Source organism: Streptomyces violascens, from assembly GCF_014649955.1.
Taxonomy (GTDB): domain Bacteria; phylum Actinomycetota; class Actinomycetes; order Streptomycetales; family Streptomycetaceae; genus Streptomyces; species Streptomyces violascens.
Genome location: NZ_BMUA01000006.1, coordinates 24,461 through 46,700, shown reverse-complemented (window position 1 = coordinate 46,700; position 22,240 = coordinate 24,461). Strand labels below are relative to the sequence as shown.

The following is a 22,240-nucleotide window of genomic DNA, read 5'->3' as shown; positions in this document are numbered from 1 at the left end:
TGCCCCGCCCTGACTGTGCTCGCCCGGGGATCCGTGGGGTGATCCCCTGTGTCGGTCAGAGACTAGAGGCACTTTCCGTGTCTCGGCTACGCAGGGCGAACGCCGAGATGGACCACGTCAGGGACGCCCCGGGCAACTCGGATCTCTTCGGTATGTACCCCGGTGAATCCGGCATTACGGAGAGCCTGTTCAAAGGCGCTGGACGGCTGCGCGGACCACACGGCGAGCACCCCGCCGGGGTTCAACCGCCGTGCGCAGTGGGCGAGTCCGGCCGGTGAGTACAGCCCGCCGTTGCCCTCGGTGACGGTCCAGTCGGGCCCGTTGTCGATGTCCAGGCAGAGCGCGTCGAAGGTGTCCTGTGCCGTACGCACGTAATCGACCAGATCGGCAGGGATGATCCGGGTACGGGAATCGGACAGAGCCGGGCCGGAAATGGCGCCAAGTGGACCTGACCGGTGCCAGTCGATGATGGCCTGTTCCCGCTCCACCACGGCGATTTGGCCCCAGCGGGAGTCCTGCGCCGCATGCGCGAGCGAGAAGCCGACGCCGAGTCCGCCGATGAGAACGGAGGGCCGGGTGGCGGCCGGCAAAAGTGTGTCGTACGCCGCATCGATGAGGAGGCGTTCCGAGCGGCCGTCCGAAGTGTCCATCAGGAAGCACCCGTTGGCGATGATCTCGAAATGCGCCCCGCGCTGCCGCAGCACGACTTCCCCGTGGGGTCCCTGGCGCCGGTCGAGGGTGGCGATGTCGTCCATGCCGCAGAGGATGCCGGGTCCGGCGGTGCGGCGCACGCGAGTTGTGGGCTGCCGGCCCCGGACGCTCGGGAACCGTCAAAGGTTGTCCCGTGTGGCGCACGCCATAGACGCGGCAGGAGTCGTTCACGGAAGGTGAGCCGTTGTAGAGAGGTATCAGCGAGTACGAACCACGGAACACGGCCGAAGAACGCGGGCGTGGCTTGATTCGGGGCGCGCACCTGACGCGCTCCGGGGAAGGGGCCTCACCCGGTGCACCCGCTCGAAACCCGCCGCCCCGCGACGGCGGAAGGCCCCTTGTTGACGGCCCTCGACGCGATACCCGCGCAGCTGGACGCGATACCGGCCCAGTGCCCGAAGCGGGAGCCCGCGACCGCAACGGCCCCCACTGCCTCGGGCATACGGGGCCGGCTCACCCGAGCCGCCCGGCTGCTCCCCTCCCCGGCCTCCACACCGTTCGCCTTCGGCTACGCGGTGCTGCTCCTGGCGACCTCGATCTACACGGAGTACGGCGATCCGGACACGGTGGACACCCTGCTCCAGGCGTCGAGCACGGACGTGGCCCACCTGTCGACGACACCGGTCCTGGCGATCTTCGGAAGCGCCCTGTGGATAGCGGGAGGCCTCGACTCCCCGTACGCGGTGGTCTTCATCTTCGTGCTGGCCGCGCTGGAACGCCGGATCGGCGGCCGGCGCACGGCGGGCGTCTTCCTGCTCGGCCACGTGGTGGCGACCCTGGCCACGGAGGTCCCGGTGGCCCTCTCGGTCCTGGCCGGCCACCTCCCCGAGAGCTCCCTGCACCGCCTCGACTACGGCATCAGCTTCGGCCTGATGGCCACGGTGGGCGCCCTGTCGGGCCTGCTGACCCCCCTCTTCCGCTGGACGACCCTGGCGGTGGTGGGCGCGCTGCTGCTGGAAGACCTGCTGGACATGACAGAACCCCTGGCGGCCTGGGGCCACCCGGTGGCCCTCCTGGTGGGGGTGGCCTGCTGGCCGGCGGTACGGCGGGTACGGAATGCGGGGGCGGCAGGCTGAGGAGCCTCAGCCTCGCCCGTCGGCCTTGTCGGCCTCGGCGAGGGCCGCGAGAACGGATGCGAAGGCGTCCGCGGTCCCCACGTCCTTCGGCCCGAGATGGCTGTCGCCGTGGCGGAAAGTGGCCCTCTGGATCACCGGTGGTCGCCCGTGCGGCGGCACGGAAGTGGGCGAGCGCGGCGGCCTGGGCGCGGGTGAGGCTCATGCCCGCCGAATCCAGGCAAGGCAGTCAGGCACTCTCCTGGGGTTTTCCGGGGCCGCCCTCCCCCCTCCGTTTCATCCCTCCGTCGGCTTCTCCGGCGGATTGAAATACAGACTCGCCATCGGTGAGCGCGTCTCCCAGCCCAGGGCCGAGTACAGGGACCGGCCCTCTGGGGTGCCGACCAGGATTCCTGTCCTTGCGCCTGCTTCGTATGCCGTGTTCTGCAGGGTGCGCATCACCAGGCTGCCCAGGCCCCGGCGCTGGTGGGTGGGGGCGGTTTCTATCTGGTCGGCGACTGCTGTCGGGCCCGTCGGGGCGATCTGGCCGCGGGCCGCGAAGTGGCCCTGCGTGGTGCGGATCAGGACGCGGGTGACGCCGCCCCGGGTCCAGGCCGTGAGGGTGTAGCCGGCCGGGACCTCGGGGCGCTCCGCGGTCAGCGGGATCGTCATCAGGTAGCCGGGCTGGTCGAACTGCCAGCCCTCGGTGAGCCACGGCCGCACGGTGTCGTCCTCGGCGAACAGCTTCAGCCACGTGCCGGGCGCGCTCGTGGCGGCCACCAGTGCGCGGACATCCGCCTCGGCGGGGGCGGGGAGCACATGGCGCGACACGTGGGTGGCCTGTCCCACGTCGATCGTCCAGCCCCACGGCCGGCCGATCGGGTCGGAGGTTCCGCGCGACACGATCCAGCCGTCGATCCAGGCTCGTACCGCCGTGCCGATCGTGGCTTGATTCGGTGTCGTCGTTGCCGTTGCCGTCGTCATGGCCGCCCCCTGGTCAGTTGGTAATAGGTGAAAATGTAAAGAGGACCTTACCGATACTGCTCGGCCTTGTCTCGTCCCCAGGGGCTCGCTATTTGATGTCGGTGTCGCCGAGGGCCTCCAGTACCTTGCGCAGGCTGTCGGAGGCCTTCTCGATCAGCTCGCGGTCCACGTCGGCGAGCAGGCGTGCGTGGCTCGCCAAGTGGTCGTCGAAGGCGGCCCGGGTGACCTCGTGCCCGTGGTCGGTGAGGCGGATCTTGACGGTGCGCCGGTCCTCGCCGTCGCGCACCCGCTCCACCAGGCCCTTGGCCTCCATCTTGTCGACGCGGTTGGTGATCGTGCCGGACGACACCATGGACGCCTTGAGGAACGTCCCGGCGGTGAGGGCGTAGGGCGGCCCGGAGCGCTTCAGTGTGGTGAGGATGTCGAACTCGCCGATGTCCAGGCCGTGTTGGGCCGCTGTCGCTTTGATCGACCGCTCGGTGGCCAGGGCCAGGCGCTGCACGCGCCCGACGAACTGCACCGACCAGAGGTCGTCCACCACCTCGGGGCGCTCCTCGCTCCACTGCTCGACGATCTTGTCCACGATGTCGCTCACGGCCGCCACTCCTCTCGATTCCGACTCTTTCGGTCAAAACCATATCAGTGCTGGTTCTCTTAGTTTCGAGATACTTGATTCTGAGAGTGTCAGATGCTTTTATCTCACTACCGAGATTGCCGAGTCCGAACGACTGGAGCGCCCGATGGCCGAGCTGCCCCTCCACCCCGCCGCGCAGGACCTCCTCTTCCGCGAGGCGCGCACCGCCAACACCTTCACCGCCGAGCCGGTGACCGAAGAGCAGGTCCAGGCGGTGTACGACCTGGTCAAGTACGCCCCCACCGCGTACAACCAGTCGCCGCTGCGGGTGGTCCTGGTCCGGTCCGCCGAGGCCCGCGGGCGGCTCGTGGACCTCATGGACGCGGGCAACCGGCCGAAGACCGAGGCCGCCCCGCTGGTCGCGATCCTCGCCGCCGACAACGAGTTCCACGAGGAACTCCCGTCACTGCTCCCGCACTTCCCGCAGGCCAAGGACCTCTTGTTCGCCGACCGCACGGTCCGGGAGGAGTCCGCGCTGCTCAACGCGACGCTCCAGGCGGCGTACTTCATCCTCGGCGTGCGGGCCGCGGGCCTTGCCGCGGGGCCGATGACCGGGTTCGACTTCCCCGCGGTCCAGAAGGAGTTCCTCGACGACGACCACACCCCGCTGATGGTCGTGAACATGGGCCGCCCGGGCCCGGACGCCTGGTATCCGCGCTCGCCCCGGCTCGCCTACGACCAGGTCGTCACCACGGTCTGAACCCGTCCGACCGGCCCTGGTCGCACCCCGGCCCGCATCGCTCGGGCCGCCCCCAGGTCCCACCGCCCCCGCCGCGCCACGTTCTGGAGCCGTCCGCCATGTCTGTTGTGCACACCCCGGCCCGCCCCCGCACCACCACCCCGGCGACGCCGTCCACGGCGCCCGCCCCGCGCCAAGTCCCTGCCCTGTGGCTGGCGTTGCTGGCCACTCCGGCCGCCGCGAGCGCCAACGGACCCGTCCTGATCCTCCCCGCCATGGCCCGCTCGCTGGGCGTCTCCCCGGCCGGCGCCACCTGGCTCGTCACCGTCTTCGCCTGGGCCATGGCGGTGGGCACCCCGCTGATGGCGGGTCTGCTGCGGCGCCGCGGCCTCGGCGCCATGCTCAAGCTGAGCGCCGCCCTGATCGCGGCCGGCACGGCAGTCCTCGCGGTGGCGCCCTGGCTGCCGCTGGCCATGGCGGGCCGGGCGGCCCAGGCCGCGGGCGCCGCGGGCCTCATCGCCGCGGCCATGAGCCTGGCGGGCTCGGTCCGCCGGATGGGCGTGATCGCGGCGGGTTTCGGCGCCCTCGGTGCGATCGGCCCGCTGCTCGGCTCCGTGCTCGCGGACGCCGCTTCCTGGCGGCTCTCCCTGGCCGTCGGCGCGGTCGCACTGCTCGCCCTGCCCGCGGTCATGCGCCGCGCCGACCTGTCCGCGCCGCCGAACAGCACCCCCTTCGACGGCCGGGGCGCCGCCCTGCTCGTCCTGACGGTGACGGCCCTCGTGCTCGTGCCGCGCTACCCGCTCCCGGCGGTGGCCGCCTCGCTGGCGACGGCCGCGCTGCTCGCCCTGCACATCCGGTCCCACCCCACTGGCTTCGTGCCCCTGGCCCTGCTGCGCACCCGCGCCTTCGTCCTCTCCGCCGTCCTCGCCTGCACGCTTGCGACCTCGTACTTCGCGCTGCTCTTCACCGTCCCGCAGCTGCTGCGCGACCGCACCGACTGGTCGGCCGCCACCATCGGGACCGGCCAGCTGGTCGCCCTCCTCGCCGGCTCCGCACTTTCCATGGCGCTCGCCGCGGCCTCGGCCGGCATGAACCGCCCCCGGGTCCTGACGATCCTGCTCGCCGTCGGCGCGCTCGCCCCGCTCACCGCGGTCCTGACCCCCTGGGCGCCGCTGCTCCTGCTGGTCGCGACGCTGGCCCTGCTCGCCACCGGCACCGGCCAGGCCACCCTCTCGGTGTACGCCACCACGGCCGCGCCCGCCGCCCAGCGCTCCACCGCGATCGGCCTGTTCAACCTCTGCTACCAGCTCGGCGGCGCCTTCGGCCCGGCGATCGCGGCCGCCATCGCCCTGGGCGGCTGAAGGGTTTCGGGCCTGGTCACAGGGGCCGTCCCACCTGATCGCTCAGAGCGAACACGCCCCGGGGAACATTCCCAGACTCACATGCATTGAGTCGGCATAGCTCAACTTGAATGCCGAAGGGGAGATCATGGCTACCGAGTCCACGGCGTACACACCGACCGACCTGCCCGTGCTGCCGCTCGACGACGAGGTCGTGCTGCCCGGCATGGTGGTTCCGCTGGACCTGTCCGATGCCGAGGTGCGGGCCGCCGTCGAGGCCGCGCAGGCCGCCGCGCGGTCCGGCCAGGGAAAGCCGCAGGTGCTGCTCGTGCCGCGGATCGACGGAACGTACGCCGGGACCGGTGTGCTCGGGACCGTCGAGCAGGTCGGCCGGCTCTCCGACGGCGACCCGGGCGCCCTCATCCGGGGCCGGCACCGCGTGCGGATCGGGGCCGGCACCACCGGGCCCGGCGCCGCTCTGTGGGTGGAGGGCAACCGGGTCGAGGAGACCGTGCCCGAACCGCTGCCCGGCCAGGTGACCGAGCTGGTCAAGGAGTACAAGGCGCTTGCCACCGACTGGCTGAAGAAGCGCGGGGCCTGGCAGGTCGTCGACCGCGTCCAGCAGATCGAGGGCGTCTCCGCGCTCGCCGACAACTCCGGGTACTCGCCGTTCCTCACGACCTCTCAGAAGGTCGAGCTCCTGGAGACCAGCGACCCGGTCGCCCGCCTCAAGCTCGCCACCGAGCAGCTCCGCGAGCACCTCGCCGAGCAGGACGTCGCCGAGTCCATCGCCAAGGACGTACAGGAAGGCGTGGACAAGCAGCAGCGCGAGTTCCTGCTGCGCCGCCAGCTCGATGCCGTACGCAAGGAGCTGCGCGAGCTCAACGGAAAGGGCGGCGAGGAGGACGAGAGCGACGACTACCGCGCCCGCGTCGAGGCCGCCGACCTGCCCGAGAAGGTCCGCGAGGCCGCCCTCAAGGAAGTCGACAAGCTGGAGCGTTCCAGCGACCAGTCGCCCGAGGGCTCCTGGATCCGCACCTGGCTCGACACCGTCCTCGAACTGCCCTGGAACGAGACCACCGAGGACGTCTACGACATCCGCGGCGCCCGCGCGATCCTCGACGCCGAGCACGCCGGCCTCAAGGACGTGAAGGAGCGCATCACCGAATACCTGGCCGTGCGCAAGCGGCGCGCCGACCGGGGCCTGGGCGTGGTCGGCGGGCGGCGCGGGGGCGCGGTTCTGGCGCTCGTCGGCCCTCCCGGCGTCGGCAAGACCTCGCTCGGCGAGTCCGTGGCCCACGCCATGGGCCGCAAGTTCGTCCGCGTCGCACTCGGCGGCGTACGCGACGAGGCCGAGATCCGCGGCCACCGGCGCACCTACGTCGGCGCCCTGCCCGGCCGGATCGTCCGGGCCATCAAGGAGGCCGGGTCCATGAACCCGGTCGTGCTGCTCGACGAGATCGACAAGGTGGGCTCCGATTTCCGGGGCGACCCGGCGGCGGCCCTGCTCGAAGTTCTCGACCCGGCGCAGAACCACACCTTCCGCGACCACTACCTGGAGGTCGAGCTCGACCTGAGCGACGTGGTGTTCCTCGCCACCGCCAACGTCCTCGAAGCCATCCCCGAGGCGCTGCTCGACCGCATGGAACTGGTCCGGCTCGACGGCTACACCGAGGACGAGAAGGTCGTCATCGCCCGGGACCACCTGCTGCCGCGTCAGCTGGAGCGGGCCGGTCTGGAGCCCGGCGAGGTCGTCCTCGAAGACGCCTCGCTGCGCAAGCTCGCGGGGGAGTACACCCGGGAGGCGGGCGTACGGAACCTGGAGCGGTCGATCGCCCGGCTGCTCCGCAAGGTGGCCGCCCAGCACGAACTGGACCAGCAGGAGCTCCCGTTCACCATCACCCCGGACGGGCTGCGGAGCCTGATCGGGCGCCCGCACCACGTGCCCGAGTCCGCCCAGGACCCGGCCGAGCGGCGCACCGCGGTGCCGGGCGTGGCCACCGGCCTCGCCGTCACCGGGGCCGGCGGCGACGTCCTGTTCGTCGAGGCCTCCCTCGCCGATGCGGAGACGGGGGCCGCGGGCCTGACCCTCACCGGTCAGCTCGGCGACGTGATGAAGGAGTCCGCGCAGATCGCGCTGAGCTTCCTGCGCTCGCACGGGGCCGAACTAGAGCTTCCGGTAGGGGACTTGAAGGACCGGGGCGTGCACGTCCACTTCCCGGCGGGCGCGGTCCCCAAGGACGGCCCGAGCGCCGGCATCACCCTGGTCACCGCGCTGTCCTCGCTGCTTTCGGGGCGGCAGGTGCGTACCGACGTGGCGATGACCGGTGAGGTGTCGCTGACCGGACGGGTGCTGCCGATCGGCGGCCTCAAGCAGAAGCTGCTCGCCGCGCACCGGGCCGGGATCACGACCGTGGTGATCCCCAAGCGGAACGAGGCGGACCTGGACGACGTCCCGGCCGAGGTCCTGGAGAAGCTGGAGGTCCACCCCGTGACGGACGTCCGCCAGGTCCTGGAGATCGCCCTGTCCCCGGCGGAGGTGGCGGTAGCCGCAGCCGCGTGAGTGACGGCTAAGCCGTGGTGGCCCGCTCGTACACCGAGCGGGCCTTCGCGTCGAACAGGGCCGCCGTCGACTCGACGTCCGTGTCCCCGCCGCTCAACACGCCGATGATCCGGCCCAGCCGGTCCGGCCCCCGGTAGCCGGCCAGCCAGGGGCTGCCGCTCGTGCCGACCCAGAAGCCGCCGCACTGCATGCGGATCATCGCGGGCTCGTCGCGGTCCCGGTGGGCGTCGGTGGTGCACATGACTGGCCGGTTGTCGGGGTTGTGGTCCTCCTCCGGGTATCCGACGACGGTGACCCGCTGGTCGGGGCCCGCGCCCCACTCGGGCGTCGAGGCGCCGACGACGCTCTGCACGCTGCGGCCCTGCGCGTCCGGTGCGACCGTGAGGAAGGCGTAGTCCACCGCGTCGCTCTGCTCCGCGGTCCACTCGTCGGCGACCTGGATCGCCCGCACCTTCCACTTCCCGTACGGATACGTCCCCTTGGCCGCCCCCGAGAAGCCCGGCGCGAACTCCAGGGTGTCGAGCGGCTCGCCGGCCGTGCAGTGCGCGGCGGTGGCGATGACGTTGCCGCGCGGGCTGTCCACGACGCTGGCCGTGCAGTAGTGGCCGTCCCCGTTGACCAGCACGCCGACCGACGCCACCTTCGCGGCCGGGACGGCGCTGGTCTGGGTGCCGGGCTGCGCGGCCTGCGGGGCGGCGCTCGGGGAACTCTCCGACTGCGGTTCCGAGGCCGCGGGCCCGCCGCACCCCGTACCGGCGGCCGCGACGACCGCGGCCAGGGCCACCGCCCGGAACACCACTCCCAACCTGCGCATGCCCCCCATCCTTGCGCATGCCGCGCGCGAGATGGGGTCAGATGTGCGAGTCGTGCTCCGTGCGGGCACGCCGAAGGGCCCCCGGCTACGCAGCGCCGGGGGCCCCGCTCGTGCGACGCGGACCGGGTCAGCCGTTGGCGAGCGCCTGCAGCCGGTCGTACGCCCCGTTGAACTTGGAGTGGTCGCCGACCGTTGGGCCGGAGGAGGTGTACTGCCACATCGTGTAGTAGCCCCAGCCGGCCGGCAGGGTGCCCGGGTCGGTGTTGTAGCGGGCGATCCAGAGCGGATTGGTGGAGCCGAAGGCGGCGGAGTTGCCGGTGCACTCGCTCCACCAGCTGGCCGCGGTGTAGATCACCGCGTCGCGTCCGGTACGGGCCTTGTACCGGTTGACGAAGTCACGGATCCAGCCGACCATCCCGGCCTCCGACTTGTCGTAACAGGCGTCGCCGTACGGATTCCACTCGATGTCGAGCGCGCCCGGCAGCGTCCTGCCGTCGCGGGACCAGCCGCCGCCGTGGTCCACGAAGTAGTCCGCCTGGGCCGCGCCGCCCGTCGTGTCCGGGGTCGCGAAGTGGTAGGAGCCGCGGATCATGCCGGAGTTGTACGAGCCGTTGTACTGCTGGGCGAAGTAGGGGTTGGTGTAGTAGGTGCCCTCGGTGGCCTTGACGTAGGCCCATTTCACGCCGCCGCTCCACAGGGTGGGCCAGGCGACGTTGCCGTTGTGGCTGCTGGTGTCCACACCCTCGGTCTGCACCGCCTGCACGACGTCGCGGGTGTCACCGGCCAGAGGGCCCACCCCGTCGTGCTTCGCGACGCCCATGCCCATGGTCGCGGAGCCGCGGGCCGGGGTGTCGGCGGCACCCGAGGTTCCCGTGGAGCCGAGGACGAGGGCGAGGGAGGAGAGGAGGATCCCGGCCGCGGCAATGGGTCCGCGGCGGGCCGTTCCGGATCTGTGCACGGGCATTGCGTGCCTCCGAAAGGCTCGGTGGGGCTTGGGACTTGACGGCCTGGGTCGACATGCCGACGTATCGCTGTGGACATGTCAGAGTCGACGCTACGCACGTAGACCGCTGGCGCGAAAGAGGCTCCAGGTTATGCCGTTGGTTCAGACCTTTGATGGTGGCGACACGCTGCGGGAACGGCGTGGCCTGGAAGAAACTTTCATCCGCCGTTGGCCCCGGCGTCACGGCCGCTCCCGGCCGGGACGGCCCCCTCGGCGTGCAGGGCGCACAGCATGCTGGGAAATACTGAGTCCTCACGACACACCTACGGCATGGGAGCCGATGTGCACGGTCCGGACCAGGAGTTCCTCGCGCTCGAACGCGAGCTGGCCGTCTTCCTGCGACGGGCCAGGGCCTCGTCCGGCGAGATGGCCCGCGAGGTCCACCCCGATCTCGAACCGGCGGCGTACGGACTGCTGGTGCGCCTGGACGAGGCCGGCCCGCAGCGGGCCACCGAACTCGCCGGGTTCTTCGGCGTGGGCAAGGCGACGATGAGCCGCCAGCTGCACGCTCTGGAGGACCTGGGCCTGGTGGCCCGGGAGCCCGACCCGGCAGACGGCCGCGCCTCCCTGGTCCGCATCACGGCCGAGGGCACGACAAGGTTCGGCCGCGTGCGCGACGCCCGCCGCGAGAGCTACGTCCGCAAACTGGCGGGCTGGGACCGCGCGGAAATCTCGGAACTGGCCAGGCTGCTGCATCAGCTGAACGCGGCGGCGGAGGGGTAATCGCCCCACGTGGGGCGGCAGCACGCGAAAACCTCACGGAATGCAGCGACAAGCAGGCCCCGCCCAGCCATCAGGGACCAGCCCTGAACGGCGGCCCGGCGCAAGCCCGGAGCGGGGGGTCCGGAGCGAGCCTCGAACGGGGGGTCCAGAGCGAGCCCCGTGCAGAGGGTCCGGGGGCAGAGCCCCCGCAAGGGGTGCAGGGGGCGAAGCCCCCACCGGGGTCGAGGGGCGGAGCCCCTGGGGGGTCTGGGGCGGAGCCCCAGGAAATGAGCCCTCCCTTTCCCTACTAGCCCCCGCCGGGGTCGAGAGGCGGAGCCCCTCGGGGGTCTGGGGCGGAGCCCCAGGGAATGAACCCTCCCTTTCCCTCACCCACCCCCGGAGGGTCTCGGGAAGGGGCGGGGTGGGGGAATTACCACTCCACCGCCACCACCGTCGCATCGTCATGCCGCTTGCTCCCCCCCAAGAACACCCGCCCCACATCCCCCGCCTCCAGCTCCCGCACCCGCTCCACCAGCCCCTCCGGCCCCGCCTTCCGGACCAGCGCGACGCAGTCCCCCCACGAGCCCTCGCCGAACTTCTCGACCCACCGGGTCGCCCCGTCCGTCAGGGCGAGGGCGGAGCGCAGAGGGGCGAGCGGCTCGCGGCCGGTCACGGCGCGCGCTGCCGCCGAAGGATCCGCTGCCGCCGTGAAGAAGCCGCCCTCCTTGTTGCGGACGAGGGAGTCGGCCACCGCGTCGCTGACCAGGGCGGAGCGCGGCACCCGGTCGAGCCGGTCGTCCAGGACCGCCCGCACCGTGCCGTCGCACGATTCGAGAAGCAGCACCGAGTCCGACAGGACGAGGTACTCCAGCTCCGCCGAGTCCCAACGCGCCAGGACCACCGTCGCCTGAGGCGTACGCGGGTGAGAAAGGTCACACGTGTCGCGGTGGGCGTCGGCGGTGCGCCGAATGGATTCGGCCAGGATCTCGGTCAGCGTCATATCCCGCCGTGAAGCCGACAGTTCGGTCAGCGCGCCTCCGAGCCGCGCGGTGAACCAGGGAACGTCGTGCACACAGTCTCCGTTGCCGGGCAGCGGCGTGACGCCGTCGAGGACGACGAGCAGGCCGCCCAGGCCCGAAGCGGGCATCGCGGTCGCGGCCCAGTCCTCGTTGGGGCGGGCGGGATCTCCGGGAACGGTGGCCAGCTGGATGCGCATACCCGCCAGTCTGCACGACGCCTTCACGCCACCTTCATGCCCTCCGCAGGGCCGCCGGACAGCCCGTCAATTGGCCTGTACCAGCGGGCGAACCACACGATCCCGGGAGGAATTCTCCGCTCCGCCGAGCTGTGGGCGGGCATCCTGCCAAAGGCCGCGCGGAAGTTCCAACCGGGGCCCGCCACGAGCGGGGGCGGGCATTCCGTGGGAGTTGATGGTCAACTCCGAAGTGATGTTCACTCGTTCAGGTGGCCGAGCAGTGACTACTCGTCATGACCAGTCGTCACCTTGGCTTCCTTGGTGGACTGACTGGCAATACGAGTGAAGATTGAGAGCACCGGTGCAGAACAAGCGGCCTCGGGGCAACGACGGCACACGCGCAGCACGCACCGTACGGGTGCGCAGCCGCCTGGTCGTCTCCGTCGCCGTTGTCTCCCTCATCGTGCTCGGAGCCGGTGCGCCCACCCTGTTCGCGGCCTCCGCGGACCTCACGGACTCCCAGCACCTGGTCACCCTCGCCGAGCTCGACCAGCAGACGGTCAGCCTCGCCCACGCGCTGGGTGACGAGCGCGACGGCGTCACGCAGTACGTCGCGGCCGGCCGGCCCAGCGGCAAGGACGCGGCGCTCAAGGAGCCTGCCGCCCGCGTCGACCGCCAGATCGACGAGCTCCGCGCCACCGCCCCCGCGGGCCTCGCGCGCGACCTCGCCACCGTGCCCGCCCTGCGCCGCACCGCGCTCACCGGCAAGGGCACGGCCCTGGAGGCGCAGAAGGCGTACTCCGACGTGATCGCCACGCTGCTCGCCGTCGCCGACGAGCTCGCCGACCGCACGCCGCCGCGCGCCGCCGAGGCCGTGCGGGCGCCGGGCGCGCTCGGACGGGCCGTCGAGCAGGCCTCGGCCACCCGGGGGCTGCTGCTCGGCGCGCTCTCGGTGCCGCCCGGCCAGACCTCCAAGGTGCTCGACCCGGCCACCGGCAGGTACGTACAGAAGGACGACGGTGACGCGGGCCGGGTGCGGGACGCGCTCAGCGCGGCAGCCCAGCAGGCGCACGTGCGCGAGCAGTCCGCGCTCGCCGACTTCGACCAGGCCGCGGGCGCCGACGCCCGTGACAAGGTCGCCACCACCGTCACGGGTCCCGAGGTGGAGGCCGCCGACGGCTTCCTCACCCGCCTCACCGACCAGCCCCAGCTGAGCACCGCCGAGCGCAAGACCGACCCGAACGCGCTGAACGCCGCGCTCTCCGCCAGGATCGACCGGATGCGCGGCGCCGAGGCCGCGCTCGCCACCTCGCAGGTCAAGCGGTTCGAGCAGCTGCGGGACGACGACGTCACCGCCCTGGAGATCCGCGTCGGCCTGATCGGCGCGCTGCTGCTGCTCGCCATCGGCGTCTCCTCCGCCACCGCCCGCAGCCTGACCCGCCCGCTGTCCGTGCTGAGCCGGGGCTCGGCCCGCCTTGCGGAGGCGCCCGAGGCCGCGGAGCCGGTGCGCTTCACCGGCCGCAACGACGAGTTCGCCCAGGTCGTGCGGAACCTGAATGAGCTGCACGGCAAGTTCGCCGAGCAGTCCACGCGGGCCGTCGGGCTCGACGAGGACCTCGCCAAGCAGCGCGGCCGGCTCGCCCGGCTCGCCGCCGAGAAGGACGAACTCCGCGCCCAGGTAAGGGAGTTGGCCGAACAGCTTGAGCGGACCGAGGGCACGGTCAAGCACGCTTTCGTCAACCTCGGCCTGCGCAGCCTCGGTCTGATCGAGCGGCAGCTCGCCGTCATCGAGAGCCTGGAGGAGCGCGAGCACGACCCGGACCAGCTGGCCGTCCTCTTCAAGCTCGACCACCTGGCCACCGTCATCCGGCGCCACGGCGAGAACCTCCTGGTCCTGGCCGGCGCCGAGCACCACCACAACCACCCGGGCCCGGTTCCGCTCGTCGACGTCATGCGGGCGGCGGTCAGCGAGATCGAGCGGTACGAGCGCGTCGTCATCCAGGCGCTGCCGCCGCACGCCCAGGTCGCCGGATTCGCCGCCGACGACCTGAGCCACCTGGTCGCCGAGCTCCTGGAGAACGCCACCTCCTTCTCCCCGCCCGACGTCCAAGTACAGCTCTCCGGCTGGCAGTTGGAGGGCGGCGAGATCATGCTCTCGGTCCAGGACGAGGGCATCGGCGTACCCCCGGAGCGGCGCGCCGAGCTGAACCGGCGGCTCGACGACCCCGCGTCGTACGAACCCGGCGAGCCCGGCACCGATGCGGGCGGGCTCGGCCTGCACGTCTCGGCGCTGCTCGCGCACCGGCACGGCGTGCGCATCGAGTTGCGCGAGCAGAAGCAGGGCGGCGTCGCGGCGGTCGTGGTGCTGCCCGAGGCGATCCTGCCGGCCACCGCGCCGGTGGAGGCGCCGCACCTGGTGCCGGGCGGCGCCCCGCGCTTCACCCTGCCGGGCGCGCTGGCCGAGGCCAACTCCAATGTGCTGCCGGAGCGTACGGAGCGCTCGGGCGAGGTGGTCAGGCCCGCCACGCCGGAGACCGCCGAGCCGGTCGAGCCCACGGAGCCCGACGAGCTCCCGCTCGACGAGCCGACCTTCGAGATGCGGCTCCCCGAGCCGCGGGCCGCCGAGCCCGCGCTCCGGGCCGAGCCCGAGGCCGAGCCGGAGCCGGGGCCCGATCCGGAGCCCGCGCAGAAGGTCACCGACAAGGGCCTCCCCAAGCGCACCCCCAAGGTCGTGCAGGCCGGACCGGGCAAGACCCGGGAACGCAGGGGCGGCACCGACGCCGCCGAGGCGCTGCGGCGCAGGCTCGGCGGCTTCCAGCAGGGCGCGAACGAAGGCCGCCGCGACGTGGCGGCGGAGCTCGAAGAGACCGAACAGCAGGCAGACACGGACACGGGGGAGACAGTCGAGGAGGTACGCAGATGAATGCGACCGGCACCGGGGCCGGCAGGCCCGGCAGCGGCGGGTCCGCAACCGGCGGCGCGTCCGGAACCGGCACCATCAGCACGAGCACCGAGGCCCGCAATCTCCAGTGGCTGCTCGGCAACCTGGTCGAGGAGGTGCCGGGGCTCATCTCCGTCGCGGTCGTCTCCTCGGACGGGCTGCTGCTGCTCTCGTCCGACCCGGAGCAGCGCCAGGCCACCGTCGTCCGGCAGGGCCCGCGCGGCTCCAGCGCCGACCTCGCCACCATCGTCTCCGGCATCGGCAGCCTCACCGTCGGCGCCGCCCGCCTCATGGACGGCGGCAACGTCAAGCAGACGATGGTCGCCATGGAGGAGGGCAGCGTCTTCGTGATGGCCATCAGCGACGGCTCGCTGCTCGGCGTGCACGCCACCCCGGACTGCGACATGAGCGTGGTGGCGTACCACATGGCGCTCTTCGTGGGCCGCGCCGGACACGTCCTGACCCCTGAAGTCCGCAGCGAGCTGCGCCAGTCGATGGAGGCCGCCCAGTGACCCCGCCAGCCCCGAAGCTGCCGATACGCGGTGCCGACCGGAAACCGGCCCGGGTGCGCCCGTACTCGCTCACCGGCGGCCGCACCCGGTTCGGGCACGTCCTGCTCGTCGAGACGTTCGTCGCGGCGATCGAGGCGCCCGCGGAGCGCAAGGAGCTCGGCGGCAGCGGTCATCGAGTGATGCCGGAGATGCTGGCCATCGTCGAGATCTGCCGCGCGATGCGTACGGTCGCCGAGATCTCCGCACTCCTGAAGATGCCGCTCGGCGTGGTCCGGGTGCTGCTCAGCGACCTGGCCGACCAGGGAAGGATCCGTGTGTACGGGACCGGGCACGGCCCGGGTCAGCCGAACCGCGCACTGCTCGAAAGGGTGCTGAGTGGACTCCGTCGTCGCCTCTGAACTCCTCGTCGCCGACGAGGAGTTGCTTCCTTGGCAGCAGGACCGCAGCCGGGCCCCCATCGCGACGAAGGTCGTGGTCGCGGGCGGCTTCGGCGTGGGCAAGACCACCTTCGTATCCGCGGTCTCCGAGATCACCCCGCTCCAGACCGAGGCGGTGATGACGCAGGCCAGCGAGGCCACCGACGACCTGTCGGCGACCCCGGACAAGGTGACCACCACCGTCGCCATGGACTTCGGCCGCATCACCCTGGACGACGACCTCGTCCTGTACGTGTTCGGCACGCCCGGGCAGCAGCGGTTCTGGTTCATGTGGGACGACATCGTGCGCGGCGCGATCGGCGCGGTCGTGCTCGCCGACACCCGGCGCCTGTCGGACTGCTTCACCGCGCTCGACTACTTCGAGAGCTGCGGGCTCCCGTACGTCGTGGCCGTGAACCACTTCGAGGGCACCGAGTCCTTCGAGGCCGAGGACGTGCGCGAGGCGCTCACCGTGCCGCCGCACATCCCGGTCGTGATCATGGACGCGCGCAGCCGGGTCTCGGTGACCGAGACCCTGCTCGGCCTGGTGTCCCACGCGCTGGACGCCTGCCCCGAATAGACCCCGCCCCCCACGGCTCGCTACGCACTCAACGGAGAACGGTCCCGCATGCGGAGAATACTCATAGTCGGAGCCGGCCAGTCCGGTCTTCAGCTGGCCCTCGGACTGCAGGCGCAGGGGTACGAGGTCACCTTGATGTCGAACCGCACGGCGGACGAGATCCGGTCCGGCCGGGTCATGTCCACGCAGTGCATGTTCCACACCGCGCTCCAGCACGAGCGCGACCTCGCGCTGAACTTCTGGGAGTCCCAGGCCCCGCGCATCGAGGGCGTGGGCGTCTCGGTCGCCGCCCCCGACGCCGGTCGCGCCATCGACTGGGTGGGCAAGCTGGACGGCTACGCGCAGTCCGTGGACCAGCGGGTCAAGATGGCCGGCTGGATGGAGACCTTCGCGCAGCGCGGCGGCCAGCTGGTCATCCACGGCGCGGCCGTCTCCGACCTCGACTTCTTCGCGCGCACCTATGACCTGGTCCTGGTCTCTGCGGGCAAGGGCGAGCTCGTCTCGATGTTCGGCCGCGACGCGTCGCGCTCCCCCTACGCCGAGCCGCAGCGCGCGCTCGCGGTCTCCTACGTGCACGGGCTCGGCCCGCGCCCGGAGCACCCCGAGTTCGACGCCGTGCGGTGCAACCTGGTGCCGGGGGTGGGCGAGCTGTTCGTGATGCCGACCCTGACCACCTCGGGCCGCGCGGACATCCTGTTCTGGGAGGGCGTCCCCGGCGGCCCGCTGGATGTGTTCAGCGGCGTGAAGGACCCCTCCGAGCACCTCGCGCTCACCCTGGAGCTGATGGAGAAGTTCCTGCCCTGGGAGTACGCGCGGGCCACCAAGGTCGATCTGACCGACGCGGGCGCCACGCTGGCGGGCCGCTATGCGCCGACCGTCCGCAACCCAATCGGCCGGCTGCCCGGCGGCGGGCTGGTGCTCGGCGTCGCCGACGTGGTCGTGGCGAACGACCCGATCACCGGCCAGGGCTCCAACTCGGCCTCCAAGTGCGCGGCTTCCTACCTCGCCTCGATCGTCGAGCACGGTGAGGCGGAGTTCGACGAGGCGTGGATGCAGGCCACCTTCGACCGGTACTGGGACACCGCCCAGCACGTGACGAAGTGGACCAACGCCATGCTCGGGGTGCCGCCGGAGCACGTCCTGAACCTGATCGGCGCGGCCGGTCAGCTCCAGGCGGCCGCCGACCGCTTCGCGAACGGCTTCAACGACCCGGCCGACTTCGAGAACTTCTTCTACGAGCCGGACAAGACCGCCGCCTATCTCGCCGAAGTGGCAGGCGCCCAGCGCTAGTTGGACTCCTCCGAGTATCCCGTGTCCACCCCCTCCGTCGCTCCCTCGGGGAGCTTCGGGGGGTGGTACGAGGACATGGGGGCCGCCGCCGGGTCCGGGCGGACCGCGCCGAGCAGCGGGTTCGCGGCGATGGGGGAGACCTTGACGCGGGCGCCGGGCCGGGGCGCCTGCACCACCAGGCCGTCACCCAGGTACATCGCCACATGGGTGGCCGTGGGGAAGTAGACGACCAGGTCGCCTGGGCGCAGCGAGGTCAGCGGGACGCGCGGCAGCTGTGCCCACTGCTCCTGGCTGGTGCGGGGAATCTCGCGGCCCGCGTGCGCCCACGCCTGCGAGGTGAGTCCCGAGCAGTCGTAGGACTCCGGGCCCTCCGCGCCCCACACGTACGGCTTGCCGATCTGGTCGACGGCGTACGCGAGCGCCCGGTCGCCCTCGGACGACGGTGCGCGCGTGCCGCTCAGGGCACCCGAGGCGAGCAGGTTCTGCTGGGCCCTGTCCGCGCCGAGCCGCTCCAGGCGGGTGAGCTCGGCGAGCTGCTCGGGAGAAAGGCCGGCCAGAAGCTTCTCCACCTCTTTGAGGCGGAACTCCACGTCGTCCTTCGCCTGCTGTTGCCGCCGGGCGAGGGCCTGCTGCTCGTCGAGGGCACGGCGCGCGGCCCGCGCGAGGCCGGCCGCCTGCTGTTCGCCGCGGGCGAGCCGCGCCATCGCGGCCTGCCGCTCGCGCGCCGCGCGGTCCAGGACGTGTCGCTGATCGAGTGCGCTCTGCGGGTCCCGGGCGAGCAACAGCCTTACGTACGTGGAGAGTTCACTGCGGCCCTGATACTGCTCGCGGGCCAGCCTTCCCGCGTCGCGGCGGCTTCGGTCGAGCGCGGTGCGGGCCTTGGACAGTGAGGCGGCGAGGTTCTGCTCCTCGGCCTCGCGGCGCTTCAGCTCGACGTCGGTGAGCTTGTACGCCTCGGTCGCCTCCTCCGTCTGCCGGTACAGCGTCTGGAGCTGGGCCAGCAGGGCCGGGGCCGAACTCTCGGGGGGCTCGGGCGGCTGCGCGGGCTGGACCGCCGAGGACTCGCCGGGCGGCGGCTGGGGCGCGGCCACCGCCAGCGGGCCCACCACCGCCGTCGCCAGCGTCACGGCGACGGCCACCGCGCACACCGAGCGCACGCGAGCTGACATGTGCTCACCTCCGGTCCGGAACCGGTCCGTCCGGCTCTACCGGATCGGATCGTGGCACGCACCGGCGCGGCAGTCCCGGTGGGAGAAGTGAACGGGGGTTTCGCCTCACTCGTGCGGCGGCAGCCCGGTGCGGGGGCTTGCGCCGCCGCCCTTCTTCGTCCACGGCCAGCGGCGCGGCTCGCGGCCCTCGGGCACGTAGGTGTACTTCCAGCCGCGCGGCAGGCCGAGCCGCTTGGAGTGGGCGGCCGGCTCCAGGCGGTAGGCGTACACCGTCGCCGGGCCGCCGTCGGGATCCGGTACGGGCACCTCGTACCACTGCGGCGGCTTGCCGGTATGGCCGGTCAGTACCGGCAGGACGCGCCCGTCGAGGGGGCCGCCCACAAAGAGGGTGTTCTCGCTTCGCACCCCCCAAGTCTCACAGCAGGTGGGCCGCCTCGCTCACCACGGGTATCACCCGGCGGGCCAGGACGCCGACCGGGCCCTCGGCCGCCTCGTGGGCCAGCGCCTTGCGCACCACGGCGGCGGTCTGCCCGTCGGTGGCGGCCGTGGCGGTGAGCAGCGCCACCAGGTGGTCCACCAGCCAGTCGCGCAGTTCGGGCAGCGGGGGCTGCTTGTCCTCGTCCAGCCAGATGAGGGAAGCCGCCTCGACCGCCGCGATCCAGGTGCGCACCATCATCCGAAGGCGCGGGCCCGGATTCTCCACCCCGAGGTGTACCAGGATCTGCTCGGCCGCGGCCCGCCGCACCTCGTCGACGATCGCCGTCGTACGGGACGTCTCGGCCATGCTGCCGCCCTGGAGCAGCGCCGAGAACCCGGCGTCGTGCTCGTCGACGAAGGCGAGGTAGCGGTCCAGGGCGTGGGTGAGGCGCTGGGTGAGCGGCCCGGTCTGCGCCTCGGCGAAGCACAGCTCCAGCTCGTCGGCGGCCGACCGGAGGGCCGCCTCGTACAACTGCTGCTTGCCGCCCGGGAAGTAGCGGTAGACCAGCGGCCGCGAGACGCCGGCGGCCTCGGCCACGTCGTCGAGGGACACGTCCTCCGGCGCCCGGTGCGCGAACAGCGAGAGGGCCGCGCCGAGAAGCTGGGTGCGGCGCTCCTCGACGCTGAGCCTGCGGTACGCGGGGGTGGCGGCGGGTGAGCTCATACCAGCAGCGTAATCCCCACGATCGGGGTTTACGCCAGGAGTCCGGAGGACTTCCACAGCCGCCGGCTCAGCCCGTTCATGCTGCATCCGATATGCGGCTCCGCCGCGTGGCCATGTCGTCAGGCCAGCAGGCCCGAGCTCCTCCACAGCCGCCGGCTCAGCCCGTTCATGACGCCTATGTCGTCCAGGAATTCGGTCAGGCGGCCCGCGCCGCTCTGCATGACCTCGCGGCGGTGGCCGCTCGCCTTCACCTGGGCGACGGCCTCGCGGCGGTCCAGGCCGACGTTCTCGTACACCTGCGGGTTGACGAAGCAGGTGGCGAAGACGCGGGCCGCCTCGCCGCAGCTGATCCGGGTCAACTCCCGTTCCCAGCGCGGCGCGGACACCATCTGGCGGCGCAACTCCTCACGGGCGTACCGGACATGGCGGGCCTCCTCGACCACGTGGATGCGGGTCACGCCGCGCACAATGGTCTGGACGCGCTCGTCCGGGAAGGTCAGGCGCTGCATCCAGTCCAGGATCTCCTCGCCGAGCAGGGTGGCCGCGAAGGAGCCCGGCGTGGTGGAGACGGTCTTCAGGACGCGGGCCAGGTTGTGGTAGACGCGCGGCATCCGGTACGTCGGCGCCCCGCCCTTTTTGATCATGCGGGCGAACATCATGGAGTGGCGGCACTCGTCGGCGATCTCGGTGAGCGCGTACCGGACGTGGTTGCTGGTGAGCGACTTGTCGTAGATGTGCCGCACGAGCAGTTGCATCAGGATGATCTCGAACCAGATGCCGAGGGACGCGAGCGAGGCGGCCTCGTGGCGGGCCAGGTCCATGCGCTGTTCCTCGGACATCTTCCGCCACAGCGGGGTGTCGTACAGCGAGAGCAGCTCCGGCGGCCAGAACCACTTGCCGTCCTCGACGGGGGCGTCCCAGTCGAGCTCCTTGTCGGGGTCGAAGGAGTGCTTGGCGGACGATTCGAGCAGCCGCTCGGCGACCTGCTCGCGGTCCCTGAGCAGGCCGAGTGCGTCGCGGAGCGCATCGCGTTCGGTCACGGTCGTCATGGCTGGGGGCACCTCGTGGCTGGGTTACCTGCGGTCGCCTCTTATGAGACTGCTTGTCAGCAAGCCCGTCAATCCCTTGCGCGCCACTTGTTGACCGCGCGTCTATCAGCGTGTGAACCTGCCAACTGCACAGCAGTGTGCAGAAGTTCGGCCGATGGACGACGACGTCCGCGAGGCGAAGGAGCCGCACGTGTCGACGCACGACCTCTATGTGACGGGCCCGAGAGAACCCCTGTGGCAGGTGCCGGCCTCCGGCGCCGCCCGCTTCAACTGGGACTACGACGACGGGCGCGACCGTCTGCTCGCCCTCTACCAGAAGGGCAAGGACAAGCAGTGGGACGGCGCCAAGCGCATCGACTGGGACCTGGAGGTCGACCCGTACGACCCGCTCGGCACCCCGGACGAGGCGATGACGCTGTACGGCACGTCGTACTGGGACAAGATGACCGACCGCGACAAGGGTGATCTGCGCCGGCACTACACGTCCTGGCAGTTCAGCCAGTTCCTGCACGGCGAGCAGGGTGCGATGGTGTGCGCCGCCCGCATCGTGGAGTCCGTCCCGGACCTGGACGCCAAGTTCTACTCCGCGACCCAGACCATGGACGAGGCCCGGCACGCCGAGATCTACGCCCGCTTCCTGCACACGAAGCTCGGCATGCTGTACCCGATCAACGACAACCTCCAGTCACTGCTCGGCGACACCCTGCGCGACTCCCGCTGGGACATGCCCTACCTCGGCATGCAGGTCCTGATCGAGGGTCTGGCGCTCGCCGCGTTCGGCATGATCCGCGACACCACGACCAAGCCCCTGCCGAAGCAGATCCTGGCGTACGTCATGCAGGACGAGGCCCGCCACGTGGCCTTCGGCCGCATGGCCCTGCGCGACTACTACACCCAGCTCTCGGACGCGGAGCTGCGCGACCGCGAGGAATTCGTCATCGAGGGCTGCTACTTGATGCGCGACCGGCTGCGCGGGGTCGAGGTCCTGGAGAACTTCGGCATCCCGAAGAAGGAGGCCGAGCAACTGAGCGAGGAAAGCGAATTCCTGCACCTCTTCCGCAAACTCCTCTTCAGCCGCATCGTCCCCTGCGTGAAGGACATCGGCCTCTGGGGCGAACGCCTCCAGAAGGCCTACGTCGACATGGGCGTCTTCGACCTCGGCGACTCCAACCTGGACCTCCTGATGACCCAGGACGAGGAAATCGCCGAGCAACTCGACAGGGAGCGGTTCGAGGCGGAGGAGACGGCGAGGGTCGCCGAGGTGGAGGGAGCGATCGAGGAGGGGGCCTCGTCCTGACCCGGCCGAGGCCGGTCGCGCCTGCTGCCACTGACGCGACCGGCCGCCACTCTTTCGCGCGGCGCTTCCGCCGCCGCTGACCGGCGAGCTCCGAGGTTCGGCCCGGCGCCGTGCTGCTCAAGGGGCGCGGGGAACTGCGCGACCAGCCACAGGCGGCCCGCGGTCGAC

Annotated in this window: 22 protein-coding genes; 11 read left to right on the top strand and 11 right to left on the bottom strand. The window is 71.6% G+C overall.

The features are described from left to right. Window positions 1-86: 86 nt before the first annotated feature. Window positions 87-755 carry a spermidine synthase family protein gene (locus tag IE206_RS15065; RefSeq protein WP_189962668.1) on the bottom strand — a complete coding sequence of 223 codons (669 nt, stop codon included), beginning with the start codon at window positions 753-755 and terminating at the stop codon, window positions 87-89. Window positions 756-1,004: 249 nt separating this feature from the next. Between IE206_RS15065 and IE206_RS15060 the strand changes: the two genes are divergently transcribed. Beyond that, the gene (locus tag IE206_RS15060) at window positions 1,005-1,787 is read left to right on the top strand and encodes a rhomboid-like protein (protein WP_226599867.1); all 783 of its coding nucleotides are present in this window, start codon (window positions 1,005-1,007) and stop codon (window positions 1,785-1,787) included. A 6-nt stretch (window positions 1,788-1,793) separates the two neighbouring features. On the opposite strand, the gene IE206_RS15055 is transcribed toward IE206_RS15060, so the two are convergent. From IE206_RS15055 to IE206_RS15045, 3 genes are all read right to left on the bottom strand, one after another. Next, window positions 1,794-1,922 carry a DUF3626 domain-containing protein gene (locus tag IE206_RS15055; protein ID WP_226599864.1) on the bottom strand — a complete coding sequence of 43 codons (129 nt, stop codon included), beginning with the start codon at window positions 1,920-1,922 and terminating at the stop codon, window positions 1,794-1,796. Window positions 1,923-2,060: 138 nt separating this feature from the next. Continuing rightward, window positions 2,061-2,747, bottom strand: a complete 687-nt coding sequence (locus tag IE206_RS15050) for a GNAT family N-acetyltransferase (RefSeq protein WP_189962666.1) — start codon at window positions 2,745-2,747, stop codon at window positions 2,061-2,063. A gap of 88 nt (window positions 2,748-2,835) precedes the next feature. Beyond that, entirely contained in the window at window positions 2,836-3,342 is a 507-nt protein-coding gene (locus IE206_RS15045; RefSeq protein ID WP_189962665.1) for a MarR family winged helix-turn-helix transcriptional regulator, read from the bottom strand. Between the two features lie 145 nt (window positions 3,343-3,487). Between IE206_RS15045 and IE206_RS15040 the strand changes: the two genes are divergently transcribed. The 3 genes from IE206_RS15040 to lon all read left to right on the top strand — a co-directional run bounded on the left by IE206_RS15040 (window position 3,488) and on the right by lon (window position 7,963). After that, a complete protein-coding gene (locus IE206_RS15040) occupies window positions 3,488-4,081 on the top strand; it encodes a malonic semialdehyde reductase (protein WP_189962664.1) in 594 nt (197 codons plus the stop codon). Window positions 4,082-4,179: 98 nt separating this feature from the next. Continuing rightward, complete coding sequence (locus IE206_RS15035; protein WP_189962663.1) at window positions 4,180-5,421, top strand: MFS transporter; 1,242 nt, start codon at window positions 4,180-4,182, stop codon at window positions 5,419-5,421. Window positions 5,422-5,548: 127 nt separating this feature from the next. After that, window positions 5,549-7,963 carry an endopeptidase La gene (lon, locus tag IE206_RS15030; RefSeq protein WP_189962662.1) on the top strand — a complete coding sequence of 805 codons (2,415 nt, stop codon included), beginning with the start codon at window positions 5,549-5,551 and terminating at the stop codon, window positions 7,961-7,963. Window positions 7,964-7,970: 7 nt separating this feature from the next. Here lon and IE206_RS15025 read toward each other — a convergent pair whose 3' ends face one another. Both IE206_RS15025 and IE206_RS15020 read right to left on the bottom strand, forming a co-directional pair. Continuing rightward, window positions 7,971-8,777 carry a trypsin-like serine peptidase gene (locus tag IE206_RS15025; RefSeq protein ID WP_189962661.1) on the bottom strand — a complete coding sequence of 269 codons (807 nt, stop codon included), beginning with the start codon at window positions 8,775-8,777 and terminating at the stop codon, window positions 7,971-7,973. A 127-nt stretch (window positions 8,778-8,904) separates the two neighbouring features. Continuing rightward, the gene (locus IE206_RS15020; protein ID WP_189962660.1) at window positions 8,905-9,741 is read right to left on the bottom strand and encodes a lysozyme; all 837 of its coding nucleotides are present in this window, start codon (window positions 9,739-9,741) and stop codon (window positions 8,905-8,907) included. Window positions 9,742-10,050: 309 nt separating this feature from the next. Between IE206_RS15020 and IE206_RS15015 the strand changes: the two genes are divergently transcribed. After that, on the top strand, window positions 10,051-10,503 hold the full coding sequence (locus IE206_RS15015) for a MarR family winged helix-turn-helix transcriptional regulator (protein ID WP_189962872.1): 453 nt from the start codon (window positions 10,051-10,053) through the stop codon (window positions 10,501-10,503). A gap of 409 nt (window positions 10,504-10,912) precedes the next feature. Here the strand turns inward: IE206_RS15015 and IE206_RS15010 are convergent, their stop codons facing one another. Continuing rightward, the gene (locus tag IE206_RS15010; protein WP_189962659.1) at window positions 10,913-11,698 is read right to left on the bottom strand and encodes a hypothetical protein; all 786 of its coding nucleotides are present in this window, start codon (window positions 11,696-11,698) and stop codon (window positions 10,913-10,915) included. A 340-nt stretch (window positions 11,699-12,038) separates the two neighbouring features. Between IE206_RS15010 and IE206_RS15005 the strand changes: the two genes are divergently transcribed. Genes IE206_RS15005 through IE206_RS14985 form a run of 5 tightly spaced genes read left to right on the top strand, consistent with a single transcriptional unit; the run spans window position 12,039 to window position 17,416 of the window. Next, a complete protein-coding gene (locus tag IE206_RS15005) occupies window positions 12,039-14,600 on the top strand; it encodes a sensor histidine kinase (protein ID WP_226599862.1) in 2,562 nt (853 codons plus the stop codon). Further along, a complete protein-coding gene (locus tag IE206_RS15000) occupies window positions 14,597-15,130 on the top strand; it encodes a roadblock/LC7 domain-containing protein (RefSeq protein WP_189962657.1) in 534 nt (177 codons plus the stop codon). Before IE206_RS15005 ends, IE206_RS15000 begins: the two co-directional genes overlap by 4 nt. Further along, window positions 15,127-15,528, top strand: a complete 402-nt coding sequence (locus IE206_RS14995; protein WP_189962656.1) for a DUF742 domain-containing protein — start codon at window positions 15,127-15,129, stop codon at window positions 15,526-15,528. Before IE206_RS15000 ends, IE206_RS14995 begins: the two co-directional genes overlap by 4 nt. After that, window positions 15,506-16,126: a GTP-binding protein gene (locus tag IE206_RS14990; protein ID WP_189962655.1), complete on the top strand. Its 621-nt coding sequence runs from the start codon at window positions 15,506-15,508 to the stop codon at window positions 16,124-16,126. The genes IE206_RS14995 and IE206_RS14990 overlap by 23 nt, the downstream gene beginning before the upstream one ends. A gap of 48 nt (window positions 16,127-16,174) precedes the next feature. Further along, entirely contained in the window at window positions 16,175-17,416 is a 1,242-nt protein-coding gene (locus IE206_RS14985; RefSeq protein WP_189962654.1) for a styrene monooxygenase/indole monooxygenase family protein, read from the top strand. Here IE206_RS14985 and IE206_RS14980 read toward each other — a convergent pair. From IE206_RS14980 to IE206_RS14965, 4 genes are all read right to left on the bottom strand, one after another. After that, window positions 17,413-18,585: a C40 family peptidase gene (locus IE206_RS14980; RefSeq protein ID WP_189962653.1), complete on the bottom strand. Its 1,173-nt coding sequence runs from the start codon at window positions 18,583-18,585 to the stop codon at window positions 17,413-17,415. The two genes, IE206_RS14985 and IE206_RS14980, sit on opposite strands and share 4 nt — an antisense overlap. A 105-nt stretch (window positions 18,586-18,690) precedes the next feature. Beyond that, the gene (locus tag IE206_RS14975) at window positions 18,691-18,990 is read right to left on the bottom strand and encodes a DUF8847 domain-containing protein (protein ID WP_189962652.1); all 300 of its coding nucleotides are present in this window, start codon (window positions 18,988-18,990) and stop codon (window positions 18,691-18,693) included. 10 nt (window positions 18,991-19,000) lie between these two features. Further along, entirely contained in the window at window positions 19,001-19,726 is a 726-nt protein-coding gene (locus tag IE206_RS14970) for a TetR/AcrR family transcriptional regulator (RefSeq protein ID WP_189962651.1), read from the bottom strand. Window positions 19,727-19,845: 119 nt separating this feature from the next. Beyond that, window positions 19,846-20,775, bottom strand: coding sequence for an AurF N-oxygenase family protein (locus IE206_RS14965; protein ID WP_189962650.1), 930 nt, complete (start codon window positions 20,773-20,775; stop codon window positions 19,846-19,848). A gap of 190 nt (window positions 20,776-20,965) precedes the next feature. On the opposite strand from IE206_RS14965, the gene IE206_RS14960 reads away from it, so the two are divergent. After that, a complete protein-coding gene (locus IE206_RS14960; RefSeq protein ID WP_189962871.1) occupies window positions 20,966-22,072 on the top strand; it encodes a ferritin-like domain-containing protein in 1,107 nt (368 codons plus the stop codon). The last annotated feature ends 168 nt before the right edge of the window (window positions 22,073-22,240 follow it).

Bases quoted from the DNA above. Each gene is read 5' to 3' on its own strand.
- IE206_RS15015 (WP_189962872.1), top strand. From the start codon at position 10,051: ATGGGAGCCGATGTGCACGGTCCGGACCAGGAGTTCCTCGCGCTCGAA.
- IE206_RS14970 (WP_189962651.1), bottom strand. From the start codon at position 19,726: ATGAGCTCACCCGCCGCCACCCCCGCGTACCGCAGGCTCAGCGTCGAG.
- IE206_RS15025 (WP_189962661.1), bottom strand. From the start codon at position 8,777: ATGCGCAGGTTGGGAGTGGTGTTCCGGGCGGTGGCCCTGGCCGCGGTC.
- IE206_RS15010 (WP_189962659.1), bottom strand. From the start codon at position 11,698: ATGCGCATCCAGCTGGCCACCGTTCCCGGAGATCCCGCCCGCCCCAAC.
- IE206_RS15065 (WP_189962668.1), bottom strand. From the start codon at position 755: ATGGACGACATCGCCACCCTCGACCGGCGCCAGGGACCCCACGGGGAA.
- IE206_RS14965 (WP_189962650.1), bottom strand. From the start codon at position 20,775: ATGACGACCGTGACCGAACGCGATGCGCTCCGCGACGCACTCGGCCTG.
- IE206_RS15020 (WP_189962660.1), bottom strand. From the start codon at position 9,741: ATGCCCGTGCACAGATCCGGAACGGCCCGCCGCGGACCCATTGCCGCG.
- IE206_RS15050 (WP_189962666.1), bottom strand. From the start codon at position 2,747: ATGACGACGGCAACGGCAACGACGACACCGAATCAAGCCACGATCGGC.
- IE206_RS14980 (WP_189962653.1), bottom strand. From the start codon at position 18,585: ATGTCAGCTCGCGTGCGCTCGGTGTGCGCGGTGGCCGTCGCCGTGACG.
- IE206_RS15035 (WP_189962663.1), top strand. From the start codon at position 4,180: ATGTCTGTTGTGCACACCCCGGCCCGCCCCCGCACCACCACCCCGGCG.
- IE206_RS15000 (WP_189962657.1), top strand. From the start codon at position 14,597: ATGAATGCGACCGGCACCGGGGCCGGCAGGCCCGGCAGCGGCGGGTCC.
- IE206_RS15040 (WP_189962664.1), top strand. From the start codon at position 3,488: ATGGCCGAGCTGCCCCTCCACCCCGCCGCGCAGGACCTCCTCTTCCGC.
- IE206_RS14985 (WP_189962654.1), top strand. From the start codon at position 16,175: ATGCGGAGAATACTCATAGTCGGAGCCGGCCAGTCCGGTCTTCAGCTG.
- lon (WP_189962662.1), top strand. From the start codon at position 5,549: ATGGCTACCGAGTCCACGGCGTACACACCGACCGACCTGCCCGTGCTG.